The 21222-nt window shown below is 59.7% G+C and carries 20 protein-coding genes; 6 read left to right on the top strand and 14 right to left on the bottom strand.

Features of this window, described 5'->3' with window-relative positions; all coding sequences use genetic code 11:
- Position 1: 1 nt before the first annotated feature.
- The 8 genes from CK500_RS14665 to CK500_RS14630 form a co-directional block, all read right to left on the bottom strand.
- Positions 2-1117: a hypothetical protein gene (locus CK500_RS14665; protein ID WP_095637965.1), complete on the bottom strand. Its 1116-nt coding sequence runs from the start codon at positions 1115-1117 to the stop codon at positions 2-4.
- Between the two features lie 2 nt (positions 1118-1119).
- On the bottom strand, positions 1120-1956 hold the full coding sequence (locus tag CK500_RS14660) for a hypothetical protein (RefSeq protein ID WP_095637964.1): 837 nt from the start codon (positions 1954-1956) through the stop codon (positions 1120-1122).
- A gap of 2 nt (positions 1957-1958) precedes the next feature.
- Entirely contained in the window at positions 1959-3695 is a 1737-nt protein-coding gene (locus CK500_RS14655) for a hypothetical protein (RefSeq protein WP_198951580.1), read from the bottom strand.
- A gap of 28 nt (positions 3696-3723) precedes the next feature.
- Positions 3724-4146, bottom strand: a complete 423-nt coding sequence (locus tag CK500_RS14650; RefSeq protein WP_095637962.1) for a hypothetical protein — start codon at positions 4144-4146, stop codon at positions 3724-3726.
- Positions 4147-4152: 6 nt separating this feature from the next.
- Complete coding sequence (locus CK500_RS14645) at positions 4153-4401, bottom strand: hypothetical protein (RefSeq protein ID WP_095637961.1); 249 nt, start codon at positions 4399-4401, stop codon at positions 4153-4155.
- 203 nt (positions 4402-4604) lie between these two features.
- Positions 4605-4787 carry an exodeoxyribonuclease VII small subunit gene (xseB, locus tag CK500_RS14640; RefSeq protein WP_095637960.1) on the bottom strand — a complete coding sequence of 61 codons (183 nt, stop codon included), beginning with the start codon at positions 4785-4787 and terminating at the stop codon, positions 4605-4607.
- 2 nt (positions 4788-4789) lie between these two features.
- Entirely contained in the window at positions 4790-5842 is a 1053-nt protein-coding gene (gene xseA, locus CK500_RS14635; protein WP_095637959.1) for an exodeoxyribonuclease VII large subunit, read from the bottom strand.
- 75 nt (positions 5843-5917) lie between these two features.
- Positions 5918-6085, bottom strand: a complete 168-nt coding sequence (locus CK500_RS14630; protein ID WP_095637958.1) for a DUF1931 family protein — start codon at positions 6083-6085, stop codon at positions 5918-5920.
- A gap of 136 nt (positions 6086-6221) precedes the next feature.
- On the opposite strand from CK500_RS14630, the gene CK500_RS14625 reads away from it, so the two are divergent.
- Entirely contained in the window at positions 6222-6515 is a 294-nt protein-coding gene (locus CK500_RS14625) for a PadR family transcriptional regulator (protein WP_095637957.1), read from the top strand.
- Between the two features lie 68 nt (positions 6516-6583).
- Here the strand turns inward: CK500_RS14625 and CK500_RS14620 are convergent, their stop codons facing one another.
- From CK500_RS14620 to CK500_RS14605, 4 genes are all read right to left on the bottom strand, one after another.
- Positions 6584-8599, bottom strand: coding sequence for a copper-translocating P-type ATPase (locus CK500_RS14620; RefSeq protein WP_095637956.1), 2016 nt, complete (start codon positions 8597-8599; stop codon positions 6584-6586).
- 256 nt (positions 8600-8855) lie between these two features.
- Positions 8856-9410 carry a DoxX family membrane protein gene (locus CK500_RS14615; RefSeq protein WP_095637955.1) on the bottom strand — a complete coding sequence of 185 codons (555 nt, stop codon included), beginning with the start codon at positions 9408-9410 and terminating at the stop codon, positions 8856-8858.
- A gap of 73 nt (positions 9411-9483) precedes the next feature.
- Entirely contained in the window at positions 9484-12267 is a 2784-nt protein-coding gene (acnA, locus tag CK500_RS14610; protein WP_394338256.1) for an aconitate hydratase AcnA, read from the bottom strand.
- A 129-nt stretch (positions 12268-12396) separates the two neighbouring features.
- Complete coding sequence (locus tag CK500_RS14605; RefSeq protein ID WP_095637953.1) at positions 12397-13689, bottom strand: hypothetical protein; 1293 nt, start codon at positions 13687-13689, stop codon at positions 12397-12399.
- 189 nt (positions 13690-13878) lie between these two features.
- Here CK500_RS14605 and CK500_RS17755 point away from each other — a divergent pair, with 189 nt between their 5' ends.
- Positions 13879-14001, top strand: coding sequence for a hypothetical protein (locus tag CK500_RS17755; protein WP_269843960.1), 123 nt, complete (start codon positions 13879-13881; stop codon positions 13999-14001).
- Positions 14002-14365: 364 nt separating this feature from the next.
- Positions 14366-14752, top strand: a complete 387-nt coding sequence (locus CK500_RS14595) for a DUF7475 family protein (RefSeq protein WP_095637951.1) — start codon at positions 14366-14368, stop codon at positions 14750-14752.
- 78 nt (positions 14753-14830) lie between these two features.
- On the opposite strand, the gene CK500_RS14590 is transcribed toward CK500_RS14595, so the two are convergent.
- Positions 14831-15286, bottom strand: coding sequence for a ferritin-like domain-containing protein (locus CK500_RS14590; protein ID WP_095637950.1), 456 nt, complete (start codon positions 15284-15286; stop codon positions 14831-14833).
- Positions 15287-15440: 154 nt separating this feature from the next.
- Complete coding sequence (locus tag CK500_RS14585; RefSeq protein ID WP_198951579.1) at positions 15441-18779, bottom strand: efflux RND transporter permease subunit; 3339 nt, start codon at positions 18777-18779, stop codon at positions 15441-15443.
- A 189-nt stretch (positions 18780-18968) separates the two neighbouring features.
- On the opposite strand from CK500_RS14585, the gene CK500_RS14580 reads away from it, so the two are divergent.
- The 3 genes from CK500_RS14580 (at position 18969) to CK500_RS14570 (ending at position 20995) form a co-directional block, all read left to right on the top strand.
- Complete coding sequence (locus tag CK500_RS14580) at positions 18969-19610, top strand: helix-turn-helix domain-containing protein (protein WP_095637949.1); 642 nt, start codon at positions 18969-18971, stop codon at positions 19608-19610.
- A 188-nt stretch (positions 19611-19798) separates the two neighbouring features.
- A complete protein-coding gene (locus CK500_RS14575; RefSeq protein ID WP_095637948.1) occupies positions 19799-20119 on the top strand; it encodes a hypothetical protein in 321 nt (106 codons plus the stop codon).
- 12 nt (positions 20120-20131) lie between these two features.
- A complete protein-coding gene (locus tag CK500_RS14570) occupies positions 20132-20995 on the top strand; it encodes an FAD:protein FMN transferase (RefSeq protein WP_233139202.1) in 864 nt (287 codons plus the stop codon).
- The last annotated feature ends 227 nt before the right edge of the window (positions 20996-21222 follow it).

The raw sequence follows: 21222 nt of genomic DNA, 5'->3' as shown, positions 1-21222 counted from the left end.
GTTAGTGGATTCCTCGATCAAACTCCATCCCACGGTCGTCACTCGCCGATTCCGCTGTCGCTCCACCAGGGTCATTCTCTGTTCGACGGTACGATGGCGTCCCGCCATCGTCTCCTCCATGTCCACCGCGGGCAGCCGCTTTTTGTGCGACGGCGTGGCCAGCGGCGGCTTTCGGCCCCCACCGAGCGGCGGTCGTCGCGACGCCGGCGCCACCGACGTAGGCTCCAGCGGCGACACCGCCAACGAGTGCTGCGCCTTTCGTTGCACCGCCGACGACTTTGGCCGTCAACGGGGTCGCGTATTTGAACGTCTTCCACGTGATGTAGAGGGCGACCAGCGGGAGGGACGCAGCGACGAGATATTTGAGGAACGCTGTTCCTGGTGTGAGCGTCCCACCGCCGTAGATCAAGTCGTACCCCTTGAGGACCATCGCTGCCGGGAGCGGGAGGACAGCCAACGGGACAAACCGTTTGCAGAACCCCATCGCGATATCGGATACGACCGGAATGTTTCCGTAGGCCAGTGCAAATGCAATCGGCATTCCGTACAGGTAGACATACAGCAGAATCATCCGGATGTAGAACAGCGCCTCCAGCGCCCACATCGAGATTCCACCAATCACGGCGAACAATAGCCCCAGCCCTGGGTTTGTGATGGCTGCGCCCAAGAACTGAAGCATTGCAGAGGCTACGGAGGAAAGCTCCGGCATTAGTGCAATGGTGAACCCGTCGACGAGGTAGAGTGCGAGAGTTCCAACCCAATACCACGTAATGATTAGAAAAGCACCGACCCAGGCCGTCTTCTTCGTTTTTCGGGCTTCGTAGGTACTTCCAATATTGAAGATCCGAACCGTGTGACGGCCCTGAACACTCATCACAAGGAGCAAAAGGGCAACCAGCATGATTTCGCCGCCGATGAGAGCATCGTGAATCGCTGGCCAGGGTGCGTTGGTTGGTTCACCGAAGACAAATGCTCCGTTCGTCTCTGGGGTCGGGGTTCCGAACATTCCCTCAGTCAGAGTCTCATACCCCGACCTGAGACCGTCCATGAAGAGCCCGATGAACCAATCAACGACGCCTTTGATACCCTCAAGAACGACGTCAATGAGATCAACCATCGTCAGGCCTCCGTGATCGTGACCTCACAGTCTGTCATCTCGTCAGACCCGGAATACTGGACATTGTAGGTACTCGTGACCCGATTTCCACCGACTCGAGTCTCGACGATAACCGTGAACTGCCCGCTGTTACCATCTGGGGAACACCCCATTCCGTCCTCACTCTCTGAACCGAACGGGAACGAATTACTGAACAGGTCGGCCGTCTCGCCAGGGGAGACCACTACCCGGTCGGTTTCGTGCATTCCACTACCTCTGGGGTTCTCAATTGGATTGGGAACGTCCCCAGAGAAGATTAGTTCAGTTATCGCTTCCGGACCACTTCCTGTGTTCTCTACCGTGACGAATGCCTCGCCATTCTTGATCCGGTCTGTCTCGCTCTCACCATAGACTTCGTCCCACGACTTATCTGGGTTATTCCGATAGAGTCCGACATCCTGTATCTGCATCTCTGGACGGAGTTCAGTCGTTGTCTCAACTACTGTCTCCTCCCCTTTCAACGCGAGTACGCGATATTCACCGGGCGCATATGCGGTGCCGATCTCAAACGAGACCTGTTGAGCACCCGCAGCTACGTCACGCTTCCCGAATAGCTCGTCGTTCGGTTGGATGAGATTGACCTGGTCAATGTCGGCCTCTCCGGAGAGTTCGACGACGAGTGTTGTCCCCTCGACAGCGATACGCGTGAGTGGGCCGTTGCCATCTGGAGAGGTCGTTCCGTCACCAGGCGTCCCAGAACCGCCATTGTCGTTCAGACAGCCAGCGACGCTCACGAGGGAGGCACCTGCGACTGTTCGGAGGGCGGTTCGCCGACTGATGTGTGGGTGGTTTCTAGTCATGACTATGGGTTCCGTTGGAAGATGTCTTCTGGACCGAGCATTCGAAGGAGCCGCTTGCCAGCGTAGAACATCACAATGAACGGGATGAGCTGCCAGCCAACCTCGAAAATGAACGCGAACCAACCGTCGATGGTGCCGAGCGGATGCCACCGAGCTGTTGCCGTCGCACTCACATACGCGGGGTCGTGCCCGAGCCACGAACCCGGATGGTACCGTGCCGTGTAGATACCCGGCTCGTCGATCGTCACGATCGCCACCCCGGAGGCGTTGGTCTCGACGCGTTGCTCCGCGACGGTGATGTACCCGTTGCGAGTGGCCCCACCGATTGGATATCGTCGGTCGGGATCGCTGAGCACGATTGGTGCGCCGGTCTCGTTGTCCCGGAGTTCGATGCGGAGTGTGGCCTGACTTTCGTTCTGCTGGAGCACCTCAACAGTCAAATTACTGCGCCGGAGCTGCCGCTCAGAGCCAGCGTCAGGTGCCACAATCGAGGCGTTCACGCCCCGTACGATCCCCGCTACCTGGAGCGCGTCACGGTCGACGTTCTCCGCGCGAACCGCAACACCGTACGTCGTCGTGTACGACTGGTTGACGATGTCGATGTTGATGTCCTCGCCGAGCGTGCCGACCGGAGACGGTCGGTCAGTGCCCCAGATGTCGATGATCTCTGGGCCATCGCGAACTGGTTCAGCACGCGGGCCGATTCGCGACGGGTACGCGTGAACATAGACCGGAATCGCGTCAGACTCGACGGTGGCGCTGTCGGTCCGGTTCGACCTGACGAGTGTATCCCAGTTGGTGTTCCGAGCGGTATAGAACCGCCAGACGCCACGGACCCGTGCCTCACCGTCTTCCGTGAGCGTATATCCCTGCCACGGCCGCGACTGGAAGATGGCCACGCCGGCGTCGCCGTTCGGGTACTCGGCGTAGTAGGGGTACGCCGAGAGATCGTAAATCTCGACGGCGATCGAATCAGAGACGTTGCGTGATTCCGTCCGGTAGGTGATGTCGACGTCCGTCTGGTCACCCAGGTCGGTCCTGACGGTCTTCTTCAGACGAACGCTGATCTCTGCTTCTAGCGTGAGATTCGCGCTCCAGTCGTCCTCGATCTGGTAGTCGAGGGCAGGCGTATGGGACCCGTCACGCTCGGCGATGGTCTCGCCGTTCTTCTTCAATCGGACCTCGTCGATCTCGTGCTCGGTGAGCGACCACGAGATAGTCGTGTTGCCGGAGGAACTCCCGTTGGGCACGCGAACCCGGTAATCAATGAACCCGCGCATCGTCCCATTCGGCGCGATGTAGAGTGGGGTTTCACCGGACTCGAGGTGGCCACGAGTAGAGGGCTGGACCGCGAAGATGGTGGCGTGGGCATCCTCGATGAAGACACCGTCCTCAAGGTCCGCGTGCTGCGGATGCATGGAAGTATCTGCTCCGCCAGCGTCGAGGTCCTCGAAGTCGTTCCGCGTCCACGTTGCCGCAGTCGCCGGCGGCTGTTTGAACGTGATATCCGTCCCGTTTGCTACTTGATGGACAGCGGAACGGTCCTCGCCGTATCGCTGCTGGTACTCCTCCTGGCTGATGTAGTTGTCCGCGTCGCGAGACCACAGCGTCGCTGATTCATTCGCAGTGAGTCCATTCCCCTCCGTGCCTGGCCGTGGCGGGCTTGCAGTAGCGAGACCCGTGACTAGGCTCGTCACGAACAGGGCGGCCATAAGCACGGAGAGCTCTCGTTGTTTCATAGGGGCTCGCGACGGGGGCGGTAGTCGCCTACCAGGGGGCGAGATCTACGCACTGCGCCAGCGGGAGGTTCATCATCGATCCGGCAACGGTGTAGAGTGGTCCAAGGGCGACGAGAACGACCGTAGACTTCATCGCCGATCGCTTGTGACGCTTGAGACCCTTCTTCTGCTCGGGCGTGATCGTGAACATCTCGATGAGGGAGTCGGCCTGCCACACGACTGCGAGGCCGACAATACCCAGCGCCGTGGTAAGCTGGAAGAAGCCCTCGATCATGCTGGGGAGGTTGTCTGCGCTACAGACGGCGTTCGTCTGTGCGGCGGCGGGTTCCACAGCGAACAGACTCAGGACGACGACGATGAACACAGCTTGCCTGGGAAGCCTACTCGATGCCGTCGGCTGACTTTCGGCGCGATTCGGGACCGTCTCGGAGGGCGTATTGTCCTGTGACATAGCGGGTTACTCCTCTGCGTCGTCGACGAGTGCTTTGAGATCGGCGTAGCGATTGGTCTCCTCGACGATTTCTTCTTTCGTGTAGCCCTGTTCGCGGGCCCGTTCGAAGAGATCTCGAAGCTCGTCAGGGTCGACGTCGCGAAGCTCCATCTCGTCTCGGAGGGCGCGGCGATAGAGGGCGGAACCGTTGATATGGCTGTTCCACGTCAGATACAGATCATCGATGTCTTCGATGGTGACTGCCCGTGTGATCATATGTGCGGGGTGGGTATGCACCGGTTGAGCCCCGGTCCATGGTGGTGCGATAGCTAGAAGATCGGTATATGCTTTCTGGCCACCAACTGGCGCAAAATTCTAAAGTAAATTATAATCAGATAGTCCGTTCACCTTGCAAAGGTTCCGTTAACCAACAATGGGGTTAGATGCCGTTGACTGTTGGTTAAGATTGGTATGGCACTCTACTCGAGTTCCACGACCTCTCCACGCCCGTTGTCGAGGATTTCTCGCACCTCGGCCAAGAGTTCCTGACCTTCCTCGTGGAGCCTTGTACCCTTATCGAGGTCACACTCGTCCGCATCGAGCTGCTCAATGATTTCTTCGACACGGGTCAGCCGGTCGTGGATCTCTTGGTCGTTTGCCACGCTTAGATCACCCCCAACCAAAGCCCAGTAATGGCCAACAACAGCAACAGCAGCACAGCGATTGCGGCCTTGTAGTAGACCGGCGGGAGACCCTCGGGTGCGGCCGCCTCGTCGACTGCTTCGGCAAGCTCCCGTTCATGTTCGTGCTCTTGCTGGAAGGTTTCGTACGCGGCGTCGAGTTGCTGTGCCAGCGGTTTGACCTCGCCCGCGAAGAACTCCTCGCGGGAATTCACGATATACTCGCCAGCGGCCGTCGGCGTGATCGTTGCCACATCCGCGACCTGATCTGCGATTAACCGGTCGTCAGTATGCCCGATCGCCGTGACGGTCGGGGTGTTTGCGGTGAAGATAGCTTCCGCGACTCGCTCGGTGTTGAAGGCTTGGAGGTTCGAATCGCTCCCACCGCCCCGACCGACAATGATGGCGTCGACATTCTCGGAGCGGTCGAGGTGGTGGATGCCGTTCGCGATGGACGTCGGCGCGTTCGACCCCTGGACGGTTGCGTCCTTCACTAGGATGTCGACGGTGGGGTCCTGTCCGTGGATGGCGTTCTGGATGTCGTACCGGGCGTCTCCTCGAAGGGACGTGACGACGCCGACCCGCTCCGGGAACGCCGGCGGTTGCTGTTTCTGCTCGTCGTCGAACCAGCCCCGCTCTTCGAGTTCGCTTCGCAGCCGCTCGACTGCAGCCGCCTGGTCGCCGTCGCCGACGACGATCACCTCCCACGGTTTGAGGTCGATTTTCCCACCTTCGACCCAGTAGTCGATATCACCCTCGAGGATGACTTCAGTCCCGTCCTCGAGGTCGGCGTCCATCTCCCGGTAACGGTTCGCCCAGATCATACATGGGAGCTCGGCCTCGCCGTCGGTGAGCGTGAAGTAGAGCGCCGTACTGTTCTTGTGGAGGTCAGTGACCTCCCCGATACAGCGGACGCCGTTGAGGGCAGGCGTGTCCTGGACGACCGACGCGATTCGGTCGTTCAGCTGGGACACGCTAAGGACCTCCCTCGCATCGGGTTCGACCGCCTGCCGTTCGGTATCCGGTGCGTCCGCCATCTCCGTTTCCTAACTTCTGAACAGGAACCTCAAAAAGCTACGTTCGAGTGCCTGGGTGGGCTGCGTTACGCAGGCCTACAGGTCGCGGGGCTGGACCGTCTTCCGGTCGTTGGCCTCGGCACGCTCTGCGGCGTCGTCGAGCAGTTCGGCGACCTCTTCGTTGAGGACGTCGTAGAAATCTGCCGAGACGTTATTGTCCGAGAGTGCGTCCTTCACGGCTGCTTTGACGATTAGGTCAGACATTCCATCGCGGACTTCTCTTGTCCACCATATAAAGGTTCGAAGTTCTCATGCGGGATTTCGACCATAGTACGACTGATGCGCACTCTGGACACCAGAGAGCACTTAATCAACCCCTCAAAAGTAGAATAACAGACGGATGCACGATCTAACCGGATTCCAGCGGGACATCTTGTACGTGATCGCCGGACTCGAGGAACCACACGGGCTCGCAGTCAAGGACGAACTCGACGACTACTATGAACAGGAGATCAATCACGGGCGGCTCTATCCGAACCTCGACGACCTCGTCGATAAAGGCCTCCTCAAGAAAGGTGAACTCGACAAGCGGACGAACGTGTATACACTCACACAGCGTGGACAACGCGAAATCAGGGCGCGTCGTGAGTGGGAAAACCAGTATCTGGAGAGCAAAGAATCGGTTCCTACGTAGCACCCACCGGACTGTCCGAAGCGACGGTCAACCCGACGGAATCCCTCTTGAAGTAGCCAGAAAGGACCTCAGTCGGCGGGCTGTGGCTCCGTAGATGGTGTCCCACCTGGAAGATTGGGGATGGACAGATCCACGCGGCGGAGCAGCTGTGCGTTGATTGCGACAATCACCGTACTCAGAGACATCAGGAGGGCGCCAACGGCGGGGGACAGCAGAATCCCGATCGGCGCAAGGACGCCAGCTGCAAGTGGGAGTGCGAAGACGTTGTAGCCGGCGGCCCAGACGATGTTCTCCTGCATCTTTCGGTAGCTGGCCTTGCTGAGTTTCACGAGCCGAACGACGTCCATCGGGTTGTTCTGGACGAGAATGACGTCCGCCGACTGGACGGCAACGTCAGTACCACTGCCGATTGCGATGCCGACGTCGGCTCGCGTCAGTGCGGGCGCGTCGTTCACGCCGTCGCCGACCATCCCCACGAGCTTCCCCTGATCCTGGAGTTCCTGCACTTTCTCGTCCTTGTCTTCGGGGAGGACCTCCGCAAACACCGTGTCAATACCCAACTCGTCGGCGACAGCGTCGGCGACGTCTTGGGAGTCTCCAGTCAGCATCGCCACCTCGATGCCCAGGTCGTGGAGGGCGTCGACGACGCGGTAACTCTCCTCGCGGATCACGTCGGCCATCGCGAACGCAGCGATCAGCTCTCCTTCACGAACGAGATACACCACCGTCTGTGCGTTCTCGCCGGCCTCGTCCGCGAAGCGCTGGAGATGGTCCGGCCTCTCGCTATCGAGTTGGGTCAACAGGTTCGGCCCGCCGACGTAGACCTCGTTTCCATCGACATTCGCGCGGACGCCTCGGCCTTTGATCGCCTCGAAGTCGGTCGCGTCAGGTGCGCGAAGATCATACTCGTCGGCTGCCTCGCGGATGGCTTGCGCGATCATGTGCTCGGAATCGCTCTCGACGGCCGCCGCCAGCGCGAGCGCGTCGTCCTCGTCGACGCCGTCGACGGTCGCCATGTCGACGACGCCGTGTTCGCCTTCGGTGAGCGTCCCCGTCTTGTCGAAGATGATCGCGTCCAGATTCCGTGCGTCCTCCATCGCGATCCGGTCGCGAACGAGCATCCCGTTCCGAGCAGCGAGCGACGTGTTGATCGCGACCACGAGGGGGATGGCGAGCCCAAGTGCGTGTGGGCAGGCGATGACGAGCACCGTTACGACGCGCTCGATGACGGTCGCGTCGAACGAGACCGCGACCGTCCACGCGATTGCGGTCACGACTGCCGCCCCGAGCGCGACGTAGAACAGCCAGCCAGCCGCGCGGTCGGCCAGCACCTGTGTCTTGGATTTGCTCTGTTGGGCTTCCTCGACGAGGCGCATGATGCCCGCGAGCGTCGTCTCCTCGCCCGTCGCACCGACGCGCACGCGGAGGCTGCCGTCGCCGTTGATGGTCCCGCCGATGACCTCGTCGCCGGGGTCCTTCGAGACCGGTTTCGACTCGCCGGTGATCATCGACTCGTTGACGTCCGAATCGCCCTCTTCGACGACGCCGTCGGCGGGCACGCTCGCGCCTGGCCGGACGAGCATGAGGTCGCCCTCTGAGAGTTCACTGACAGGGACTTCCTCGGTATCACCGGACTCGGTGATTCGCTCGGCGGTGTCTGGCATCAGTTTCGCCAGTTCGTCGAGCGCGCTGGAGGCCCGCCGGACCGACCGCATCTCGATCCAGTGCCCGAGCAGCATGATGTCGATCAGCGTAACGAGCTCCCAGAAGAACGCCGATTGCGTCGGAAAGACCACACTCGCGAGGCTGTAGATGAACGCGACCGAGATGGCCATCGAGATCAGCGTCATCATCCCCGGCGACCGGTCTTTCAGTTCCGGCATCGCCATCCGGAGGAACGGAATGCCACCGTATCCGAAGACGATCACTGCAAAGACGGGATTGATCCATTCGCTGCCCGGAAACGCTGGGACGGAGAATCCAAGCCACTCCTGTAACGTTTCGCTGTACAGGAGGACGGGGATCGAGAGGAGCGTCGAGACGAAGAAGCGCCGACGGAACAGTTGCTCGTGACCTTCGTGCATTCCGCTCTGTCCGTCGGGTCCCTCGTGTTGACTATGCGTTCCGTTGTCGTCCGCGTGATGAGAGGAGTTAGCTTCTGCTTTCTGGGGCAATTGCTCACTTGGCTCCGGCCTCTGTGAGCTGTGATGATGTGGATCGCCGTTCGCCGGTTGATTATGATCGTCCATTATTGGGTGAGTTGTTTCAGGTGTGATTCGACGTCGGTGGCAACGCGAGTCGAGCTTTCCACTATGTGCGTAACATATTCATAGAATTCGGCTATCCCAAAACGTAGCGTGCCCACGGGTAGCGTTCAGCGAGTGTCTCGCCGCCGACATCGTAACTCTCAATGTAGGCGTCAAGCCCGAGGATACGTCCCGCACCGAAGGCGGCGACGGAGAGGAACACGAGCATGTACGCGAAGTCGCCGTTGATGTAACCGTGGCTGACGTCCCAGTTGCCGAGGTAGAACAGGAGCATCATGAATGCACCCCAAAATGCGGCAAACCGAGTGATGAACCCCACGAGCAGGCCGAGACCGATGAGGAGTTCTCCCCACGGGACGGCGATATTCACGAAGTCGACGAACCACGGTGTCTCTCCCATTGCGACGAACAGATCTGCTACCGGACTCCCATTCGCAGAGGGGGCGTTCTGCAGATATCCCGCGGCGCTAAAACTCCCCGATAGAACCTTGTCGACGCCACTCTGGAGGAACGCAATCCCCATCATCAGGCGGAGGGCGAGTATGAACCAAACACTCAACGTGTGGAGCTGGCCAGTTGCTGTAAATCCGCCAACGGTGCTTTTCAGCTGGATCTCTTGTGAGGTCATATTGCACTGTACACATTCCTCGCGCAAGCTTAAAAATACGCCAGCAGAAACAGATAGATTCAGGCGAGAAGGACTACTGTGTGAGGAGTTGTCTAAGGACGTAGTGTAGTATCCCGCCGTGTTCAATATACGTCACAGCGGCCGGCGTACCGACCTGTGCCGTGACCGGGAACTCGACAGTCGAACCGCCCGCACGCTCGGCGATAACGGTCAGCTTATCCATCACGTCGAGGCCGTCATCAAGGCCGTGGATCGTGAAGACCTCCGACCCATCCAGACTGAGAGATTCCCACGAGTCGCTATCATCGAACTGCAGGGGGAGCACACCCATACCGACGAGGTTGTCCCGGTAGATACGCTCGTAACTCTCGGCGATGGTTGCACGGACACCGAGCAGGTCCGTTCCTTTCGCCGCCCAGTCCCGGCTGGATCCAGTACCGAACTCCTCGCCAGCCATCACGATGAGTGGGGTGCCCTCCTCCCGGTAGCGTTGGCTGCCCTCGAAGACGGTGGTCTGCTCATCAGACGGGTGATGAATTGTGTAGCCGCCCTCAGCGTCGTCAAGCATCTCGTTCTCGATACGAACGTTGGCGAACGTCCCTCGCATCATCACCTCGTGATTGCCACGACGTGCGCCGTACGTGTTGAATTCGTACGGTTCGACGCCGTGATCGAGCAACCACTGGCCGGCAGGGAGATCAGCCCCGAACGGGCCAGCAGGACTGATGTGGTCGGTGGTAACGGTATCGCCGAGCGTCAGCAGACAGCGTGCGTCCTCGATATCGGCGACGCCGGGTTTCTCTAGCGGGAAGTCCTGGAAGAACGGCGGCTCACGAATGTACGTCGAGTCGTCGTCCCACTCGTAGACGTCACCGCTGGGCGCATCGAGAGCAGCCCACCGCTCGTCACCCTCGAACACGGAGGCATACTTCTCCTCGAACATCTCCGGAGAGACGTTCTCATGGATTGCTGCCTGCACGTCCTCTGCATCGGGCCAGATGTCAGCCAGATAGACTGGGTCACCTTCAGTGTCAGTGCCCAGCGGCTCTTGTTCGAGGTCGATGTCCATCCGTCCTGCGAGCCCGTAAGCGACCACGAGCGGCGGGCTCGCGAGGTAGTTCGCGCGGATCTTCGGGTGGATACGCGCCTCGAAGTTACGGTTCCCCGAGAGGACACTCGTCGTCCAGAGGTCGTGGTCGTCGATGGCCTGTTCGATAGGGTCGGGAAGTGGTCCGGTGTTGCCGATACAAGTGGTACAGCCGTAGCCGACGACGGCGTACCCGAGCTCTTCGAGATACGGAAGCAGTCCCGATTTTTCGAGATATTGCGTGACGACGCGGCTGCCGGGTGCGAGGCTCGTCTTGACGTAGGGCGGGACATCCAAGCCTTTTTCGACGGCGTTCTGGGCGAGCAGTCCAGCAGCGATCATCACCGACGGGTTCGACGTGTTCGTACAGCTCGTGATGGCGCTGACTAAGACATCACCATGTTCAATTTCGACCGTTTCACCGTCAAGGTTGACTTCGACGCGTTTGGTTAACGGATGCAGTTCGGATTCAGTTTTGACCTGGACGCCGCCGTCGGCCTCCACACCGGCTGCACCACCTTCACCGAGCCACCGCTGTAGAGCATCCTCGTCGACGTCGTCGAGGTTGTCTTCGAACTCACCGTAGAGAAGTTCCCGGAAGCTCTGTTTCACGTCCCCCATCGGGATCCGGTCCTGTGGCCGCTTGTGACCGGCCAGACTCGGTTCGACAGTCGAAAGATCGAACTCGACGACCTCCGTGTACTCTGGTTCCTGTTCCCCGAACAGCCCTTGCGCTTCGAGGTATTCGCGGACGAGGTCGATGTGGTCGGGGTCGCGTCCGGTGAGTTCGAGATAGTCGAGCGTCTGCTCGTCGACCGGGAACATGCTGATCGTCGAGCCCTGTTCGGGCGCCATATTGGCGATCGTTGCCCGGTCGGGTACGGTGAGGGTCTCCACGCCGGGGCCGAAGAACTCGACGAACCGGTCGACGACGCCAACCTCGCGGAGCCGTTCAGTGATGTGAAGTACAAGATCCGTGGCCGTCGCGCCCTCGGGTAATTCACCCTCGAGGCAGACGCCGACAACCTCGGGGAGTTTCATCGTGATCGGCTGGCCGAGCATCGCCGCTTCAGCTTCGATGCCACCGACGCCCCAACCGACGACACCGATGCCGCCGATCATCGGGGTGTGGCTGTCCGTCCCGACGAGCGTGTCCGGCAAGAGCCAGTTCTCGGCGTCCTGTTCGCGGGCGTGGACGACGCGACCGAGGTGTTCGAGATTTACCTGGTGGACGATGCCGGTGCCCGGCGGGACGACGTTGAAATTCTCGAAAGCGTTCTGTGCCCACTTGATCGCGCGATACCGCTCGGCGTTGCGCTCGTACTCCAGTTCGACGTTCTTCTCGTAGGCGTCCTCGGAGTCGAAGTAGTCGACCTGGACGCTGTGGTCGATGACGAGGTCGATGGGAATTTCCGGTTCGACCAAGCTCGGATAGCGATCTTTGCGCTCGACTTCGGAGCGAAGGGCTGCTAAGTCAACGACTGCGGGCACGCCGGTAAGGTCCTGTAGTACTACCCGAGACGGCGAGAACGGTACCTCCGCGTCCGGTACGTCTGGCTCCCAGCCAGCAGCATTCCTGACGTCCGATGCAGTAATCGTGTCGCCGTCGGCGTTCCGGAGCACCGATTCCAGGAGGATCCGGATACTCACGGGGAGCGTATCGAGATCGCAGAGCCCCTGTTCTTCGAGTGCTCGAAGATCAGCCATCTTGTACGTCGTCCCGTCGACGTCGAGTTCACGGACGGCATCGAATGGGAGCGGATCAGTCACAGTAGTTAAATATGTGATAGGCAACGACATCAATCTCCCCCCGAATCCGATTCGATGAGAATCAGGGTTCAGTTTTCTGCGAAGAGGATTCCAGAACTCACCGAAATAACGAGGAGGGACAGTCGGTTCTCAGAGGTCCGTGTCGGTGGTCGCCTCGGAGTCAGCCTGGAGAGTCCAACGCAAGCGGAATGCCTGTGTTAGTTCATAGAGCCACAAGACGACGAGTGCGGTGTATCCGGAGCCGAAAAGGTATGCTGACCACGGCTGATCCTGATAGAAAAAGCCGACGCCCACCACCAAGATCGCGATGTTCCAAACCCAGACCATCCAGCTTGGGATCACCGACGGGACGATCCCGTCCGGGAGAAGATCCGTCGAATCGACGCGACCACTGAGGCCGAGTCGGTCCCCACGCAGGGCTGGGAGGTTCCGGAAGTAAAGCAAAAGTCCGGCCAGCGCGATCGGGAGTGCCCACCCCATGAAGAAGAAGTGGAGAGCGCCAGCCTCGATATACGCTGGGTCCACCCACTCGACACCGAACAGGACGAATGGTGCGAACCCCGCCGGCCCAAGCATCCAAAACTGGGCCGCCAGCACCGACAGAGTGATGCCCGACCGAGTGTCCGCCGATCGGTACGTCTGGACCAGGTTGTACAGGTACAGTCCGAAGCCTGTCGCGAAGAGAACCAGCCCAGTGGCCGTGACTGTCCGCCCCATCCCGATCCAGGGGCCGGTGATCAGCGGGAAGATGCCGGCGACGAAGAACCACGCCGAGTAGTTCCGTAACTGCTCGCTGTAGAGATCGGTATCGAGCAGGCGAGGAAAGAGGTCGTAGAGCGTGCCGATGGCCGCGAGCCCGAGAAAGCCCCAGGCGTTGGCGTGGACGTGAGCTTCGCGCAAGCCGAGCCAGCCCCCGGGAACCTGCCAGACGTGGGCGAACAGTCCGTACGCGTACGTGATCCCCCACAGGAACACGAAAACCGACGCCAGGTACAACCCGACCGTTGCATCCCACGCGCGAGCGCTTTGCATGACCATCCGCAACATCACGACCAGCAATCCGGCAACGAGCAGCCAGATCGCGACGAGTCCGCCATCAAACGCCCACGTATGACCCCACCCGCGTCCGTACCACAGGAAGAGAAACCCGCTGTTCAATCCAATAAAATTCAACCAGTCGTAGTACTTCGGTGGCAGTGGTCGACCGAGTTTTCGAGCCATGAGCTGCGGGAGCATCCCGAACAGGAGCTGCGTGAAACCGCCGATCGTCACGAAGTGGATGTGACTCCACGAAACCCAGCCGAGTCCTGAAACGAGATCGAACTGTGCAAGACCATGGTAAACAGCCAGTACGAGGCCAGCAAGCAGGAACAGTGCACCTGCAAGGTGGAAGGGGGTAAACCGGATCGGGTGGCGTGCCATAGTGTGTATACGGGCGTAGACCCCAAATGGATTCACACGAACAACATAGCGTATATCGAATATATTCGTGATAAGTTGGTGTTGCGTGGTCGACCACACTGATACGATTTGGAGACTGAACTCCATCCAACGACTCCCTTCTTCAATTCGCCTAACACCCATATCAATGGAAGATGATTTACACGCCACATGTCCGACTCAGCTATCGGGAAGGGGAACATCGGAATCAGCCTCGGAGTAATGGTCTTGTTCATGCTCTACGGATTCTTTTTGATCTACATGGGTGACCTCGCTCCAGGCCGTGAAGCATGAATCGCGGGGCGAACGTGAGCCCCCACTTTTCGTCTCGCACACGCCCACGGGAATCTGTTCGCTGCTCAGCATCGTTTTCGGGGCACTGCTCCTGTGGTTACCCGCTCGATAGCGTCGTGCTCGTTGGAATTCGCTCCTGGCGCTGGCCGGACTTCCCAATAGCGATCGGCACCCTCTCGGAGATCTACCTCGTGCTGCCCCCCGTACTGGTTTTGATCGGCGCAGTTTCGATTACCGTGACGACGGCGCTGTTCGCACTCGAGCTCGTACGGATGGTTGTCGGTGGCTCGATGTCCCTGAAATTTGATGGTATGGCGAAAGTGTTCGAAATGGAGTTTAACCGCTCGTAGCATCTATCTTAACTATGGGCAAGACGGTTAGCGACTACATCAGGACGGACTCACTCACCCCAACCCACTGGTTCGCGATTCTACTCGTCCTGATGACCGGACTCATCCACGTGTACGCCGGACTCATCGAAGGACGGATTCCCGTTTCACTTGCGGGAGTCGGGTTCCTCGGTGCCGCCGTATTGTTCCTTTTGGATTACCGTCGACCCCTTCTCTATCTGGTGGGGATCGCGTATACGGCGGTGCAATTTCCGCTCTGGTACGTGGCGAAAGCCGGCGAATACACGACGCTCGGGTACGTGGATAAAACACTCCAGGCGATACTCATCGTCGTTCTCGCATACCTCTACTGGAAGGCACGGAGACCCCCCGAACGGAGTCGTGAAGCGACTGCCGCTTGATCACTCGAACTGGTCACATTTTCGCTCGTCTCGTGTGGGGCGATATCATTGCGCTTTGCGCTCCCCTGACGAGGTGGCTCAGTCGTCCTGATACTCCTTTTCGAAGCCCCGGAATTCAGTTTGATGGGCCTCTTCGTCGGCGAGAACCGTCACTGCGAGATCTTCGGTGACAGGATCATCGGCGTCCTCGGCAGCGTCGATGAGCGACCGGTACGTGTCGATAGCGTCCCCTTCGGCGTCGAGAACGCCCCGGATAACCGAGAGCACGTCGGTCGAATCTTCGGGCGGTCGCAGCGAGTCCTGCCGAGCGGTGAATTCCGCCGAACTGGGCGGGCGGGCGTCTAACTGCTTGAGTCGATTTCCGAGTTGCTTGGCGTGGGTCAGTTCCTCCTGAATGTCTTGCTGGAGGCTCTGCTTGATCTCCTCGGCCCGGACGCCATCTAGGACAATCGCATTCGTCTGGTAGTTCATCACGGTCTCCATCTCATCACCATACGCCTTCTGCAGGAGGTCGATAACACGGTCTGAGGTCATACAGGTCATATTTCCACCCAAACACCGATATACCTGCCGTTGATTCCCGTTCTCCCGGAACGCACTAGAAGAGCAACCCAGCCTCGGATCGAGATACCGTCAGTCTCGTCGAACTCCTCAGCAGTTGAGATACAGAATGTAAAAATAGCAGCCTTCAGTCTTCTTCGAGCCAAGCTCGGCGAAGCCGGTCGAACTCCGCATCCGTGACACCCTCACGGCCGACAGCAGTCTCGATATCCGCATCAGTGACTTCACCTCGTTCCAAGACGCGCTGAAAGACATCACTTACGACGACAGCGGTCTCATCGCCGCCAATCACGTACTGGCCGTCCGCGCTTTCGGCCCTGCCGTCGAACGCCAATTCGAGCCCATCGCCGCTTTCCGAAGGCAGGTCGACAGTGTACGAAACGGTTGCATCCCTCGTTGGTTCTTCGATGTCCCAATACACAGCCACCGTTCCATCACGCCGGTTTGTGGCAACGGGTTCCGGTTCAATTTCGAGCGTGTCGAACTCGCTGGGAGCCGACTCTTGCAGCGATACGCGACCGTTCAATCCCTGGAGCAAGACGGTCACTGAGACGGACTCGTCGGGCAGCACGTAACTCGGATCTATGGTTCTCGTCACGGTCGATTCCGTGATGGTAGATGTGTCACGTGCATCCTCGTATTGGGAGTCGTCAGTGTCTGCATCTTCGCCGTGTCCCGTAAGACGCGCCCAGACGACCAGCAGGCTCGGGAGGACGAACACGCTGGCGAGGAACGCGAAGACGATTGTGAGTGCCGTGATAAGCCCGAACGACTGAAGGAACGGGAGGATAGCGACGAGCAACACGGCGAACCCACTGGCCGTCGTCGCTGCGCTCGACAGCAGCGCGCCGCCAGTGCCAGTGATGGTTTCGTGCAGCGCCACCGCGACTGTCTCCGCGTCTTCGAGTTCTTGGTTGAACCGCTCGCTGACGTGTAAACTGTAGTCCACTCCGAGCCCAATCGTTAGCCCGGTTATCATGCCAGTAACGATGTTGAACGGGATGTCAAGCAGCGCCATCGTCCCGAGCACCCACGTCAGCGTGAACGCCACCGGGACGATCGTGATGACTCCGAGCGACGCACTGCCCTCCGTGATGCGGTAAGCGATTGCAATAACGGCGAGCACCGACAGGAGCGCGACGATTAGACTCAGTATGGCTGTCTGCGCGAGCTGGTCGGCCGTGATCTGATTGACGATTACGTCACCCGTCGCTATCGCGGAGACGCCCTCTCCTTCGACGTCTTCGGCAACCCAATCCATCTGGTCGTGCACTGTGTCGTCTTCGACACTGCCACTGACGGTCACGACCATCCGGGCTGCTTCGTAGTCGCCATCCTTCCGGTTGAGCACGTTCCCGGCGTCGTCGGGCGCAACGCGATAGAGTTCGTCGTAGACGGCCGTTACGTTCTGGTCTGGAACGCCGTCGCCGTCCGTGTCGGCGGCCGCAAGCGTCGCGTTGAACGATTCGTTCCGCGCTGCGACGCGGTCCATCATCGTGACCGGGTCGGAGATCGCGGCTTCGCCGTTGGCGTACGTTTCCGTTGTACTCAGGTCACTAGCGTTTTCCCGCGCTGCATCGATCCGGTCCAGCGTCGCTGGATCGGTCACGTCGCCTTTGACGAGTATTGTCGCTGTCGTATCCCGTCTGACGAAGTCCGAATCGAGCGTGTTGATTGTCGTCTCTGCCGTGTACGTTCCCGGTGCGACCGGTTCGGGAAGGTCTTTCACCCAATCAGACGGGTCTTCGGCGAGGAAATCGGATTGTTCGAAACTTGCATCGATGTCTGTCGCGCCGTAGGCTCCCGCGCCACTGACGAGGAGCGCGACGATGATGACGACGTATGGGGCTTTTGTGGCGAGGGTCGCGCCGGTGTCAAGCAGGCGGTTGATCGGCCCGCGGCTGGTCCCGACCGCCGGTTTTACTCTGTTGACGCCGTGGGACTCGAGGACCCCATCGAGTTCAACCTTGAGTGCCGGGATGAGCGTTCCGAACACGAGGAGCGTGGAGACAATCCCGATCGCGCTGACGATGCCAAGTTCACGGAAGACAGCCAATGGGCTCGTGAGATTCGAAAGGAATCCGATAGCAGTCGTCGTTGTGACGTAGACGAGAGCTACGCCGACTGTCCCGAGTGCAACGGTCATGGCGCGACGTGGTGGTGTGTCGCTGGACTCGCGGGCTTCCCGATACCGCATCACGACGTGGAGACCGTAGTCGATAGAGAGACCGATGAGGAGGACGAGCACGACGATGAACGGCTGGCTGAATGCGATGTCGAACCAGCCCATCGTCCCGAACGTCCACACGAGAACGAGCGCGACGCCGAGCAGTCCGAGCAAGATATCAAGCGGGTCCCGGTAAACGACCACGAGCACGAGGAGGACAAACACGATAGCGAGCGGGCCGACCAGCAGGATGCTATCGACCATGGAGTCCGTGATCTCCGTAGAGACGATGCCGTCCCCGTAGATCAACACGGACATCGACTCACTCTCCGATGCGAGGTCTGTCATAGCCGCCTGGCTATCCTCGATTTCTGCTGGCGCGTCGCCCGGCGCAAACGACCCGCCAGGCGTCTCTTGTGTGACGACCATCAGCGTCGCGTTCGTCTCAGAGGATCCCGGCTCGTAGTAATCGGGCATAAACGCAAGCGCTTGCGACGATCCGTTCGTGTTTTCGGTAAATGCGTCCGATGCGAGGGTATTGACCTGTGAATCGTTCAGTGAGCGGAGTTCGTCGAGTTGGGCATCCAGCGTTGGCTCAAGCGTCTTGACCGCTTGCCGGTCCTCGGACAACTCCGTGTATTCCTCAGCAAGAATCCGTTGCCCGACGGTCCGATTGTCCATCCCGGTCGTGGTTTGGTTGCTGGAGTTCGTGGTGGTGTCCGTCGAGCGTCGCTGTTGGACGCTATCCTTGAAGATGGAGTACTCTTGGGCCGTGAGGGTGACGGATGTGTTCGCGTCGATTGCTTCGAACGTCTGGTTGGTACTGGCGTTGGGGTTTCGTCCGAGTGAGATGACAGCCTCGTCTAGCGCTCGTCTCGTTTGGTTGAGTTCTACCTGACGGGTTCGAAGGTCCTCGGTCCGTTCCTGGCGGATAGCGGTGGTTGCGATGAGATTCCCAATGCTTCGTATCGAATCGTTCTCGGCGAGCGTCTCGTTGATTGTCTCGTTGTTTCGAAGCGTCTGCTCGTACTCGAGCATAGAGACAAGTGTTTCCTTGTCGAGGACGTCATCGTCTTGGACGATAATCTGGGCACTTGTCGTCTCTGTGTCCCCTGTAGAGAAGTTCGCGTCGGCGTAATCAAGTGCGTCAGCCTCGTCGGCGTCAGTCTGGAACTGATCCAGTGAGGTCGAGCGGTCGACCATTGGGACGCCCGCGGCCGCGACCGCCGACGCCACGAGCATGACCGCGAGCACGACGCGGGTGTTGTCCGCGATCCACTTGCTCACGCCCGGCGTCATCGGCGAATCACCCGTCGAGCGACGAATTCATCCCTCGGCTGGCCGCCGGTCCAAGGTACAGTGACTGTCAGCATCGGGTGAGACTTCGAGCCTAGGCTGGTTAGTCGGTAGCGCGAATTTTCGAGGTAGGTGCGAATATATTCGCATTATCCGGTATGCATAAGTCGTCCTTGAAGAGACACACAAGCAATGCCTCACGCGAAGCTCACTATCGACATGCCAGAACACACCTGGATCGGCGACATCTCCGCGTCCCACCCCGAACTGCTGTTCCAGGTCGTGACGAGCATCCCCGGCGAAAACATGGGCATCGGCCTCGTCCGACTCACGGCGGCGACCCCGCTCCCCATCATCACCGATATCCAGGCCCGCGACGACGTCGAGAGCCTCGAACTGCTCTGGAAACACGACGACGAAGCCCTCCTCCAGATACAGACCGAAAATCCGCTCCCACTGCTGCCGGTCTGGCGGGCGGGTGTCCCGCTCAAGATGCCCTTCGACATCCAGGACGGCGTGGCGACGTGGGAGGTCACAACGTCGAACAGCCGACTGTCAAGCCTCCGCACGCACCTTGACGACGTGGGAATCGATTTCGACATCGAATTCGTCCGCGAAATCGACGCGAGCCAGGCAGACCGACTGCTGACTGAACGCCAGCAGGAAGTGCTGGTAGCAGCAGTCGAAGCGGGCTACTATCGCGCGCCGCGAGACTCGACGCTGAGCGATGTGGCCGATGTCCTTGACGTTGCGAACGCAACGTGTAGCGACGTGCTCCATCGCGCCGAGGGCCACATCATCCACTGGTTCGTCAAGGAACACATGGAAGTATAGCCCGTAGTACTGCGGTCGAACAACCATTCTGACGGTCGCCAGGCGGTCGTACGTGAAGCGTCTGGTTGTCAGGGTCGAAGGGCTGGACACCGAACTCAATCAGCCAGACTATTCGATGACTGTACGACGATTCGATAGCTGGACGCGAATGCACTTTACCACCGCATGTCTCTGCTCGATTGCAAACAATGCGTATTCCCGTTCCGAACAACCGACTCGTCGCGTTCACCCTCGCCGGTGCACTCCTAACGACGGTCGTCGCTGGGGGACTCGCGTTCCCTGGCATCGGCCTCGGACAGCCGGCCGATTCAGTCAGCGATGACACCAATGGGGCACAGCAGGTCGGAGCTGATGCTCCCACGCCCAATCAGGATTTCACGCCCGCTGTACAGACCCAGTCCGGCTACGACGAGGACCGCGAGGAAGAGTACGAGGAACATGAGGATGGAGAGTCCGAAGACAACGAAGAGGAACACGAAGACCACGAAGAATACGAGGAAGAGGACTAAGGGCAGCGAATGATGGCTCTCGAAACAGCGTACGAACGGGTAGGAGGCGCGTGCCGTGATTTTCCGTGTTGCGATACGTCGTTTCACGTCGAAGTGAAGGGGGTCCGAGCCGCCGCTGCGGCGGCCGCCGCCAGACAGACGGTCGAGGAGCTCGAAGACCAATTGAACGCGTTCGACGCCGACAGCGGTGTCAGTCGACTCAACAGCCGGGGAGCAGTCGAAAACAAACACGTCGCTCGCCTCGTACATCGTGGGCTCGAATACTACGAACGAACTGAGAGCATCTTCGACATCCACCAAGGAAGCGTCGAACACTCCCTCAAGGCGTATCTGCGCGGAGACGACGACTCCATCTCCGAACCGTTCGAGACTGGAACAGTCAGTATCAGCGGGCACCACGTCAATACCGACGTCACTCTCGATCTCAACGGCCTCGCCAAGGGATACATCGTCGATCAAGCCACGGAAACACTCGCCGGATTCGGCCGACGCGGATTCGTCAGCGGCGGTGGCGACATGTCGCCCCCGACCGGTCCGGTCAGCATCGAAAGTCCCTACGGCGACGCGAAGCCGCTGAAGGTCCTCGAGACAAATTGGGCCGTTGCCACCTCCGGAAGCTATCGCCGCGAGCGTGACGGCACCGACCACATCTACGACCCAGCGACCGAACGGCTCGGTTCGCGACACGAATCGGTAACTGTCCTCGCTGAACGGGATTGTGTGGAAGCCGACGCACTCGCGACGACGCTCGCCGCTCTGCCGCTCGATGAGGCCAAAGCACTTGCCGAAGATTGGGATGGACTCAAGGCGCTCATCGTTCACGAGGGCGTGTTTCATATGACCGACGGCTTCGACACCCATGTCTTGGACGCGTAAGCAACGCATCACGGTCGCCGCAATCTTCATGTTGCTCGTTGCGGCCCCGCTACTCTGGCAGATCGGAAACGTCCGGGCGACTCAAGCGGCCGAACAGAAACAGTCGGACCTAGTCGATCAGACGGTCCCGACGCGCCAAGCACCCGACGATTATGACGGTGACGGAGTCCCCGATTCAGGGGATCAGTGTCCGACGCGGCCGGAAACGGACAACGGGTTCCAGGACT

This window comes from Halorubrum salipaludis (genome assembly GCF_002286985.1).
Taxonomy (GTDB): Archaea; Halobacteriota; Halobacteria; order Halobacteriales; family Haloferacaceae; genus Halorubrum; species Halorubrum salipaludis.
The sequence above is the reverse complement of the archived record's forward strand: the minus strand, read 5'-3'. Positions and strand labels throughout refer to the sequence as shown.